This is a genomic window from Pseudoalteromonas sp. NZS11, from assembly GCF_015864765.1.
Classification (GTDB): Bacteria; Pseudomonadota; Gammaproteobacteria; order Enterobacterales; family Alteromonadaceae; genus Pseudoalteromonas; species Pseudoalteromonas arctica.
The window spans coordinates 46,579-57,811 of record NZ_JADYWP010000015.1 but is presented as its reverse complement, the minus strand read 5'-3'; the positions used below and the strand labels follow the sequence as shown (position 1 = coordinate 57,811).

Annotated in this window: 9 protein-coding genes; 1 reads left to right on the top strand and 8 read right to left on the bottom strand. The window is 40.2% G+C overall.

The genetic code is table 11. The features are described from left to right. Window positions 1–595: 595 nt before the first annotated feature. Window positions 596–2,389, bottom strand: a complete 1,794-nt coding sequence (locus I6E82_RS19270) for a choice-of-anchor I family protein (protein WP_197118499.1) — start codon at window positions 2,387–2,389, stop codon at window positions 596–598. Window positions 2,390–2,472: 83 nt separating this feature from the next. Beyond that, a complete protein-coding gene (locus I6E82_RS19265) occupies window positions 2,473–3,702 on the bottom strand; it encodes an acyltransferase family protein (protein ID WP_197118498.1) in 1,230 nt (409 codons plus the stop codon). 144 nt (window positions 3,703–3,846) lie between these two features. On the opposite strand from I6E82_RS19265, the gene I6E82_RS19260 reads away from it, so the two are divergent. Continuing rightward, complete coding sequence (locus tag I6E82_RS19260; protein ID WP_165722850.1) at window positions 3,847–4,689, top strand: LytR/AlgR family response regulator transcription factor; 843 nt, start codon at window positions 3,847–3,849, stop codon at window positions 4,687–4,689. Window positions 4,690–4,716: 27 nt separating this feature from the next. Here I6E82_RS19260 and glmU read toward each other — a convergent pair whose 3' ends face one another. The 6 genes from glmU to atpH all read right to left on the bottom strand — a co-directional run bounded on the left by glmU (window position 4,717) and on the right by atpH (window position 11,226). Next, on the bottom strand, window positions 4,717–6,075 hold the full coding sequence (glmU, locus tag I6E82_RS19255) for a bifunctional UDP-N-acetylglucosamine diphosphorylase/glucosamine-1-phosphate N-acetyltransferase GlmU (protein WP_101163105.1): 1,359 nt from the start codon (window positions 6,073–6,075) through the stop codon (window positions 4,717–4,719). A 285-nt stretch (window positions 6,076–6,360) separates the two neighbouring features. After that, window positions 6,361–6,783: a F0F1 ATP synthase subunit epsilon gene (locus I6E82_RS19250; protein ID WP_007377666.1), complete on the bottom strand. Its 423-nt coding sequence runs from the start codon at window positions 6,781–6,783 to the stop codon at window positions 6,361–6,363. 13 nt (window positions 6,784–6,796) lie between these two features. Then, on the bottom strand, window positions 6,797–8,182 hold the full coding sequence (gene atpD / locus I6E82_RS19245; RefSeq protein WP_007585971.1) for a F0F1 ATP synthase subunit beta: 1,386 nt from the start codon (window positions 8,180–8,182) through the stop codon (window positions 6,797–6,799). A 33-nt stretch (window positions 8,183–8,215) separates the two neighbouring features. After that, window positions 8,216–9,076: a F0F1 ATP synthase subunit gamma gene (gene atpG / locus I6E82_RS19240; protein WP_007585974.1), complete on the bottom strand. Its 861-nt coding sequence runs from the start codon at window positions 9,074–9,076 to the stop codon at window positions 8,216–8,218. Between the two features lie 60 nt (window positions 9,077–9,136). After that, window positions 9,137–10,678, bottom strand: a complete 1,542-nt coding sequence (gene atpA, locus I6E82_RS19235; protein ID WP_007585976.1) for a F0F1 ATP synthase subunit alpha — start codon at window positions 10,676–10,678, stop codon at window positions 9,137–9,139. Window positions 10,679–10,692: 14 nt separating this feature from the next. Next, entirely contained in the window at window positions 10,693–11,226 is a 534-nt protein-coding gene (gene atpH, locus I6E82_RS19230) for a F0F1 ATP synthase subunit delta (protein WP_007585978.1), read from the bottom strand. Window positions 11,227–11,233 lie beyond the last annotated feature (7 nt).

The window sequence follows — 11,233 nt, the reverse complement described above, 5'->3', positions numbered from 1 at the left end:
TCGACAGCTCAATGAATTCTGAATTTATTTTAATATCTTTCGATATTGAATTGACTGTGCCGAATAATTACCGAAATAACTATTCTGTTGGTCACTCAGTTTTCAATTGAGACTCTAATTTTTTTGCCTCGCTACCTAAGTAGGTTGGCTGTTAGAACTCAATCTGTACGAGTGCCCACACAGATGATTGCTTTATATTTTTAAAGAACGTTTTGAGTCGCTTTAGCGCCTCAAGGGATGCGAATAATACACCCTTTATTTTTTGAGTCAACACTTATTTTTAAACTTTCTTTTGGAAGATTTAAAACCGAAGTTTTATTTAACTCTCTGAGTAGTTCGTGCCTCGCTATGCGTTGGCGTTTCCTGTCTCAGTGGGGTCGCATTATAGGGAGATTCGAGCGGGGGTCAATGTTTTATTTCAGCTTTTTGACAATTAAATGAATTTAGTATGAAAGCTATACAAATAAAGGGCTGTAGGATACTTTTAGTTTAAAAAACACTCATAATTTATGTATCAATTGATGATGTATTAGTAAGGTTTAAACTAAGCTGTATGTTAAACAAACAACACACAGCTTTATTTAAAATTAAATATTTATTTAGATGCTATTTCCCATACGGCAATAGAGCCTGATATTTCATTTCCAACAATTAAGAGTGGATTTCCTGTTGCACTTTGCTCTGCTGAAACGAATACCATTCCTTCAGGTGCCAAATCGCCTGTAATATTCGCTCCTTTAATTAAGCCTCTATTATAGAAGTAGTCTTCAAACTGCACATTATATGGATTGGTAATGTCGTAAGCCATAATCCCACCCATACGCTCAAGCCCTATAAAAGCAAATGTACGATCGTCAATTTTACCAATAGTCAGCGCTTCAGGCTCTGCGCCTTTATCATCTGAACGTGAGTCACCTTTGTTTTCATCTTCATTATTGTTAAATGATTCACCATGCACAGATGCTGTTATACGTGCTATATCGTCACCTGAATCAAAAACCACCAGCCCATTGCTATCCCAAATAGTAAAAGAACGTGCACCATAAGCATAAAGCGATTCGTATTGTCCGTCGTTATTGGTATCGCCTTTTATTGTTGTTACTTTTAAGCGACCAATATCATCATCGTCATTATTTAAGTAATCAAAATTAGCAGCAAGCGTTAAGTCTTCAACGCGGCTTTCATCTATATAAGCTAAGCAGCCATCGTCTTTATCGTAATCAAGCCCGCCCTTTGCTATACAGTCTGCTTCATCAGCTGTATCAAAAAAGTATTCTCTTGCGTCACCTTCGTTGGCAGTGACTATAAAGTTAGCGCCTTTCCAACTAAAGCTTGAAATAGTATCGGGCTGGTACATACCATAGAGCCCTGGGTATGATTTAAAATTCACGCCGCCGTCTTTATCTGAGGCATCAAGTTGTAAGCTTGACCAATTTTTAAAGCCTAAGCCCTTTAGCTCAAGACTGTTGTCTTGTAGGTTAACTATTGCAAGTGCATTGTTTTCTTGAATAGATACATAAGCATATTTGTTATCTTTAGAAATGCTAACGTACTCGGGCTCTAAATCCATAGCTACGGTGGTATTTATTAGATTACCGTTAATAGTACGACCATTTGGGTTTGCAAAAACTCCCCCTTGCGCTTCTAGTTCGGTTTGTTTGTTGTTATAGGCTTTAAAATCAATATTTATTGCTGTATCGGCTATTACATTATTTGTTATATCGATAATACTAATAGAACCTTCAGGATCTACGCTGTAGTCGCCACTTGGTTCACCTTCGTTAGCAACCACTGCCTTTGCACCATCATGGGTGAACGTCACCATGTCTGGTAAAAATCCGACTGTAACATTTTTAATAAATACAGGTGAGTCGCCGCTTATATCGTAAAAAGCAATTTGACCTGCATCACCCGTGCTTTCAGCAGCCATTGCCACTGCAAGTAGATTGTTATTTTCATCAATAGCAATGCTGTTTGCATCGCCTTGGGTAAACTCGTTTAAAGGCAACGTAATAACGGATGTTAAATTTGTGCCGTTTATAACCCCTTCGTTATCTTTAACGAGTGCGGCAGTATCAAAGGTGTCTGCGGGTAAAATATTAATAACAGCGTCATCACCTGAACTGTTAATAGCGTAAATCCATTTTTTAGATGCTTGATATGCAACTATTTCAGCTGCACCTTCTGGGCTTTGTGCATTTAATACACCTCTACCCACAAGGTTAATATTTAATGCTGAATTGGCATTTATACCATTTAACCCATTAGTCCCACCTGTGCCTTGTTCTCCCTGTAATCCTTGAGAGCCGTTTTGACCATCGTCACCATCAAGTGAGCAACCAGTAAGAACAGATATAAGTGACAGCGCAATAATTGATTTTTTAAACATGTAATTTTCCTTAGTATTGTATTTGCTAAATATCAACACACAGGCATGACAAGATTATGGCAGTTTTAATACAGCCCCTTAGCCTAAGTAATTAGCTTATACGCTAGCGGAGTTATTAAAATTAAAGCGGCCGTATAGCCAATCGTTTTTACAGTCGGGGAATAATTTCGTTTAATTGCAACCCCTAGCAAAGGTCTAAGTACATCAATACGTGTAATACCCCATGTAATAACACCGCAAAAAGACCAAGTCCCTGTAATAATGATGAATGGTTCAGCAACAGGCCCTAAACTTAAAGGCTGTAGTAAAAAACACAAAACAATCAAAATGCTTTGATGCAATAAATAAAAGGGAAACACCCATACATTGAGCTGTTTTAAATAGTAAGTATTAAAATTTAAAAATCGACGAGCGAGCGCAAGTACAAAAAATACACCTACAACACGTTGAATATTGTAGCTACCGATTAAAATAAAATGAGGAAGAGTAAACACCTTCTGATAACTTAATATTATAAGTACAAACAAAACCGCAAAACTCAAAGCTAGTAATACCAAGTTTTTATTTAAGCAGTTCCAAAAGTAAGTGTTTTTAGCAAGTATGTATCCTGCGAGTAGCAGTATTAAGCCGTTAGTCTCTCTGATTGAATCGCCAGTTAAGTAATGGCTTGTAAATAGTGTGGCAATAGTGAGCAAGGTAATTAAAAACCCAAATGACATACCCCCCTTAACAAATGTTTTTAAAGGCGCAATAAAGGGCAAGCGTGCAAAAAGAGTTAAAACAATAATGATCAGCATAAATTGCCACAACGAACGCAAATACCATAAGTGATTTACATCCACATTCGGCCACACTCCAGACTGATAATTAATAAAAAGCGTATTGTTCGTCTCTATAAAAGCTAAATAAAATTGCCAATAGCTAATATCAATAACACCTTGCTGTGACATTTCTGCAAACAGCTGTAAAGGCACTATTAACCATAACCCCACCAGCAAGGGTAATAGTAAAAAAATAGAGCGGTATAAGGTGAAATGTAACCAAGACTTAAAGCTGCGTACTTTATCAATCATAAAACGCAGTGCTACGCCCGATATAAACCAAATGAGCAACATGCGCCAAGGTGAAAACACCAACATTAAATATTCAACATACTGTGATGTATAATTACCTTTAAAATGAAATCCCCAGTTTTCGCTATACAACATGCCAATGTGATAAAAAATTAGCGACGCAAATGCGATTACCCTAAGCCAATCAAGATAATATTTACGCGAATTAACTAATGAAGGTTGTTGTACTTGAGTGCTCATGCTTTTACTACTTTATATATGTTATGCGTTATTCATACCTAAAGCTCTCGCTAAAACTATCTATAAGTGCTTATATTACAAGCAATAGTGATAAAAGGTGGTATACAGGGATAAGCGTGCCACGTCAGCAATAAGCATACATTTATGAACCTACAGCACTTTCAACGTTTTCAAAGCATTTACGCATCAGTATTACTGTGTGCTTACGTATTAATTAATAATACAGTAAACGCTACAACCCAAATAATGGAAGCCCAAAGAGAAGGGGCTTTAACTTTTTTAATGTGGGAGCCATTTGTTTGGGAGTATTCAAGTGCCTTGAGTACTTTGCTTATATTCCCTATTTTAATTTGGTTTTTAAGACACTTATCTTTTAATTGGCAAAATATTACGGCTTCATTAGGTATGTACTTTGGTGCCTCTATTATATTTAGCGTGTTACACGTTGGTATTATGGTAGGGGTTCGTAAATTCATATATTTGTTGAATGATGGGTCTTACAACTTTGGACTTAGCTGGTTTGAGCTTATTTATGAATACCAGAAAGACGCTATAAGCTTTGTGTTTTTCATCGTACTTATCAAAGTATATCAATATGTGGTGCAGCAGTTACTAGGTGAAGCCTCTTCAATTGAAGAAAGTGAGCAGCAAACAACATCGACCATAAACCGCCTATTAGTTAAAAAGCTCGGAAAAGAATTCATTATAAAAATAGAGGATGTTGATTGGCTTGAATCGTCGGGTAATTATGTAAACCTACATATAGGCTCACGCATATATCCGTTAAGGGCAACGCTTACAGCATTGAGCAAACAACTTGAAGTACAGGGATTTTGTAGAATTCACCGCAGCCATGGCGTAAAACTCGATAAAGTGGAGTCCATTACAGCACTCCCCAGTGGCGACAGTGAAATAAAACTAACAACAGGTAAAGTACTTAACTTGTCTAGACGCTATAAAGAGCAATTTAAACTTCAGCTAAAATAAAAAAGGCTACCTAAGTAGCCTCTATTGTTATTTTTTAACTGGGCGTTTCCAACCCGTTAAATTACGCTGTTTAGAGCGTGCAATTGCTAATTGGTCATCTTCAACGGTACTGGTGATCACAGAGCCTGCACCAATTGTTGCAGTTGCACCTATATTTACTGGGGCAACGAGTGATGAATTAGAACCAATAAAGGCATTATCGCCAATAATAGTTTTTGCTTTGTTAACACCATCGTAGTTACAGGTAATAGTGCCAGCGCCAATATTCACTTTTTCGCCAATTTCAGCATCACCTAAATAACTTAAGTGGTTGGCTTTAGAGCCTTTACCTAGTCGGGTTTTTTTCATCTCAACAAAGTTACCAATGTGCGAGTCTTCTTCCATTACAGCGCCTGGGCGAAGGCGAGCATAAGGACCAAGCGTACACTTATCTGCAACTGTGGCATCTTCAATCAGCGTATTAGCTTTAATAATAACGTTATCGCCAATACTACAATTTTTAAGGACACAGTTAGGACCTATTTGTACATTATTACCAAGCGTGACCGTGCCTTCAAAAATAACGTTTACGTCGATAAGTACATCTTCACCGGTGGTAACTGTTCCTCGCACATCAATACGCGCAGGGTCAGCAAGTGTTGCGCCATTTAACATTAACTCTTCTGCTTGCCATGCTTGGTAAGCGCGCTCTAAGCCTGCAAGTTGTACGCGGTTATTTGCGCCCTCAACTTCCATTGCATGGTCTGGCTGAGCTGAAGTGATTTCTACGCCTTCACTGTGAGCCATTGCAACGATATCTGTTAAGTAGTACTCGCCTTGTGCATTATTGTTAGATAAGTTACCTAACCATGTTTTTAATAGCTTACCGTTAACAGCCATAATGCCTGTATTTACTTCGTTAATAAGTAACTGCTCTGGGCTTGAATCTTTTTGCTCAACAATACCGACTAACTTACCACCGGCACGAAGCATTCGACCATAGCCATTTGGGTTTACCAAATTTACCGTTAATACAGCTAAACCATTTTTAGGTGTTGCGGCTAATAAACGCTCTAGTGTTGATTGCTTTGTTAGTGGTACATCACCGTATAAAATTAATACCGTGTCTTCATCATTAACATGAGAGTTGGCTTGCGCTACTGCGTGGCCAGTACCAAGTTGTTCAGCTTGAAGTACCCAATTTACATTGTTATCGGCAAGTTGTTGTTGTAATAGTTCGCCGCCGTGTCCGTAAACTAGGTTTGTAGTCGTTGCACCTAATGCCATCGCATTATCAATAACGTGCTGTACCATTGGTTTACCTGCAACTTTGTGCAAAACTTTAGGTAGAGCAGAGCGCATACGAGTACCTTTACCCGCAGCAAGAATAATAGTTGTTAGAGCCATTAAAACAATTTCCTTTTTTCGTTGTTTTAGCTAAATAAGTCTTATGTTTGATCAGAAGATTACGTAAATCACTTCTTGTGCAAATACTCAGTAGGTTAGTTTATTAGTACTGAATCTTGACTGAAAAAACACACTTAATTGGATGACGTTATTGTAGCGAGGATTGGTGAAGGATATAAGTGTAAAAGTGTAGATAATAATCGGACTAAGGTATTTAGTGTAAATACAAAAGTAACAGGCACAAAAAAGCCCACTTAAAGTGGGCTTTTTACAAACCGGATAGGCTTACTTGTGACGTAATTGCTGAATTACGCGTAACTGAGCAACTGCTTCTGCCAGTCGCGTAGCCGCTTGCTGATAATCAAACTCAACAGCTGACGAATTCGCCATATGTTCTTCAGCTTCACGTTTAGCTTTTTGTACAGAATCTTCATCTAAATCTTCACCACGAACCGCAGTATCTGCAAGAATCGTGATGTGATTTGGTTGAACTTCTAATGTACCGCCAGCAACATATATCACATCTTCGTGACCAAATTGCTTAACTAAACGTACCATACCAGGTTTAAGGGCAGTTAGTAGTGGAGCATGGCCTAGGTTTACACCCAGCTCGCCTTCACTACCAGATACTTGAATCGATTCAACAAGACCAGAGAACAAACTCTGCTCAGCGCTTACTACGTCAAGATGTACAGTCATAGCTGTCATACTACCCTCCTAGTTACATGCCTTTGGCTTTTTCTTGAGCTTCTTCGATAGAGCCAACCATGTAGAACGCTTGCTCTGGCATATCATCAAATTCACCGTTTAAGATGCCTTTAAAGCCAGAAATTGTATCTTTCAGTGATACGTATTTACCAGACGCGCCTGTAAACACCTCTGCCACGAAGAATGGCTGAGATAGGAAACGTTGGATTTTACGTGCACGAGATACAAGTTGCTTATCTTCGTCAGAAAGCTCGTCCATACCTAGGATTGCAATGATGTCTTTAAGTTCTTTATAACGCTGAAGAACTGTTTGAACGCCACGTGCTGTATCGTAGTGCTCTTGACCAATTACTTGTGGGTCAAGTTGACGTGAAGATGAATCAAGTGGGTCTACCGCTGGGTAGATACCAAGTGATGCGATATCACGTGAAAGTACTACTGTTGCGTCTAAGTGAGCAAAGGTAGTTGCTGGAGATGGATCCGTTAAATCATCCGCAGGTACGTATACCGCTTGGATTGATGTAATTGAACCCGTCTTAGTAGAAGCGATACGCTCTTGAAGCACACCCATTTCTTCAGCAAGTGTAGGCTGGTAACCTACCGCTGATGGCATACGACCAAGTAGTGCAGATACTTCTGTACCAGCAAGAGTATAACGGTAGATGTTATCTACGAAGAAAAGTACATCGCGACCTTCATCACGGAACTTTTCAGCCATAGTAAGACCTGTTAACGCTACGCGTAAACGGTTACCAGGAGGCTCGTTCATCTGACCGTATACAAGCGATACTTTATCAAGTACGTTTGAATCGTTCATCTCATGGTAGAAATCGTTACCCTCACGTGTACGCTCACCAACACCTGCGAATACTGAGTAGCCGCTGTGCTCGATTGCGATGTTACGGATAAGTTCCATCATGTTTACAGTTTTACCAACACCGGCACCACCGAATAAACCAACTTTACCACCTTTAGCAAACGGACATACAAGGTCGATAACCTTGATACCAGTTTCTAAAAGTTCAACTGAACTTGATTGCTCTTCGTATGAAGGTGCTGCACGGTGAATAGACATACGGTCTTCTTCGCCGATTGGACCCGCTTCATCGATTGGCTCACCAAGTACGTTCATGATACGACCAAGTGTTGCTTTACCAACTGGAACTTGAATCGATTCACCTGTATTCATAACTAAAGCACTACGACGTAAACCATCAGTAGTACCCATAGCGATAGTACGCACTACACCGCCACCTAGCTGTTGTTGAACTTCTAGAGTCAAACCAGCTAAATCGCCATCTGTTACTCTTAGTGCGTGGTATACCGCTGGCACGCTATCTTGTGGAAATTCAATATCCACAACGGCGCCGATAATTTGGACGACCTTACCTAAACTCATGTCTATTCCTCTCGTTAATCTTTACCCGAAGCATTAAACTGCTGCTGAGCCAGAACAAATCTCACTAATTTCTTGTGTGATTGCTGCTTGGCGAGCCTTGTTATAAACAAGCTGTAGCTCGTCCATAAGGTCACCTGCGTTATCAGTTGCAGCTTTCATTGCAACCATACGAGCAGCCTGTTCAGAGGCAGCATTTTCTACCACACCTTGGTATGCTTGAGACTCAATAAAGCGTACTAACAAAGACTCTAAAATAGCCTCTGGATTTGGCTCGTATAAGTAATCCCATGTGTGAGCAGATACTTCTTCTTCAGCTTTTGGCAAAGGGAGTAACTGATCTATAATTGGCTCTTGCCTCATGGTATTAACGAATTTGTTATATACCAAGAATAAACGGTCTATTTTGCCTTCAGAAAATGCATCAAGCATAACTTTTACAGGACCAATAACGTCTTGTACTGAAGGTTTATCTCCTAGGCCCGCTTTTTTAGCGAGTAGTTGACCACCAAAACGTTGAAAGAAGCCAGCTGCTTTACTACCTAAAGTAGCAAATTCAGCATCAACACCTTTTTCTTTCCACGCTTTAACATCAAGTGCAACTTTCTTAAACTCGTTTGAGTTTAGACCGCCACACAGACCACGGTCTGTAGAGATAACAATATAACCAACTCGTTTCACTTCACGATCTTTTAAGAACGGGTGAGTAAAATCAAGATTTGCTTGAGCAACACGACCAATTACTTCACGTAATTTGTCAGCGTATGGACGGCTTGAAGCAACGCGTTCTTGCGCCCTTTTCATTTTAGACGCAGCAACCATTTCCATTGCGCTAGTGATCTTTTGAGTATTTTTAATACTCCCGATCTTGCTTTTAATCTCTTTTCCGCTGGCCATGACTCTCTCTCCGAATCAAGGTGTGCTTTAGTTTCCTAAAGCGCACCATTAATAACTAAATTACCAAGTTTGCGTAGACTTGAACTTCGTTAGAAGTTCTTTAAGCTGCGCTTCGATCTCGGCATTCAAGTTACCAGTTTCATTGATTTGAGCCACAAGCTCTGCGTATGTGCTATTTGCATACGAAAGTAAAGCTGCTTCAAAGTCACCGATTTTCGCGATTTCGATGTCTTGAAGGAAGCCTTTTTCAGCAGCAAATAACGACAAAGACATATCAGCAACAGACATTGGCGCGTACTGTTTCTGCTTCATTAGCTCTGTTACACGCTCACCATGCTCAAGTTGAGCACGAGTTGCATCATCAAGGTCAGACGCGAACTGCGAAAACGCAGCTAATTCACGGTACTGAGCTAGGGCTAGACGGATACCGCCACCTAGTTTCTTAACGATTTTAGTTTGTGCAGCACCACCAACACGCGATACCGAGATACCAGCATTTACTGCCGGACGGATACCTGAGTTGAATAAGTCAGTTTCTAAGAAGATCTGACCATCGGTGATAGAGATAACGTTAGTCGGTACGAACGCAGAAACGTCGCCGCCTTGAGTTTCAATGATTGGCAATGCCGTCAATGAACCAGTTTTACCTTTCACTTCACCATTAGTGAACTTTTCAACGTAATCTGCGTTTACACGCGATGCACGCTCTAAAAGACGAGAGTGGAGGTAGAATACGTCACCTGGGTATGCTTCACGGCCTGGTGGACGCTTAAGTAGTAATGAAATTTGACGGTAAGCAACTGCTTGCTTAGACAAATCATCATATACGATTAATGCGTTTTCACCACGGTCACGGAAGTATTCACCCATAGTACAGCCCGCGAACGGTGCTAAGTACTGAAGTGCCGCAGATTCAGAAGCAGATGCAACAACTACGATAGTATTTGCTAATGCACCATGCTCTTCTAATTTACGAACTACGTTTGCAATAGTAGATGCTTTTTGACCAATCGCAACGTACACACACTTAACGCCTGTGTCTTTTTGATTGATGATTGCATCGATTGCTAGTGCAGTTTTACCTGTTTGGCGATCACCAATGATAAGTTCACGTTGACCACGACCAACTGGAATCATCGCATCAATAGATTTATAACCAGTTTGAACTGGCTCATCTACAGATTTACGCTCGATTACACCTGGTGCAATTTTTTCTACAGGTTCAAACCCGTCGTTATCTAGAGCGCCTTTACCATCGATTGGAGCACCTAGTGTGTTTACAACACGACCAAGTAAACCAGGACCAACAGGAACTTCTAAAATACGACCAGTTGTATATACTTTTACGCCTTCAGTAAGGTCAGCGTACGGACCCATTACTACTGCACCAATTGAGTCGCGCTCAAGGTTTAGTGCGATAGCATAACGGCTGCCAGGAAGCTCAATCATTTCACCTTGCATACAGTCAGCAAGACCGTGGATGCGGATGATACCGTCAGTAACAGATACAATAGTACCTTCGTTACGAGCTTCACTTACAACTTCGAACTTCTCAATACGTTGTTTGATCAGATCTGAAATTTCAGTGGAATTAAGTTGCATGCTCTTTTTCCCAATTACGATTGTAGTGTTGTAGCTAAGCGGTTTAATTTACCGCGAATAGTACCGTCGATTACAGTGTCGCCAGACCTAATAATAAGTCCACCAACCACTGACGCGTCTTCACTACAATTCAGCTTAACTTTGCGTGCGAAACGTTTTTCAAGTGCCGCTACCAATGACTCTTGTTGCGCAGCAACAAGAGGAGTTGCAGAAATCACATCTACTTCGATTTCTTTATCGTATTCTGCTTTAAATTCAGCAAATAACTGTGCAACTTCAGGTAGAGCTGTCAAACGTCCATTTTCAGCCATCACCTTAACTAGGTTCTGACCTTGTTCGTTGAGCTGCTCAGCACAAAGTTGAATAAATAATTCAGCTTGTGCAGTAGCTGTAGGCATACTCGCTAAAACAGACGATGCTTGCTCATTGCTGGCTACATGGCCTGCAAAGAACAACATATCATTCCAGCTTTCTAGAGTGCCTTTCTCAACGGCAAGTTCAAAAGCCGCTTTAGCGTATGGGCGAGCGATAGTAGTCAAATTAGACATGCTCATA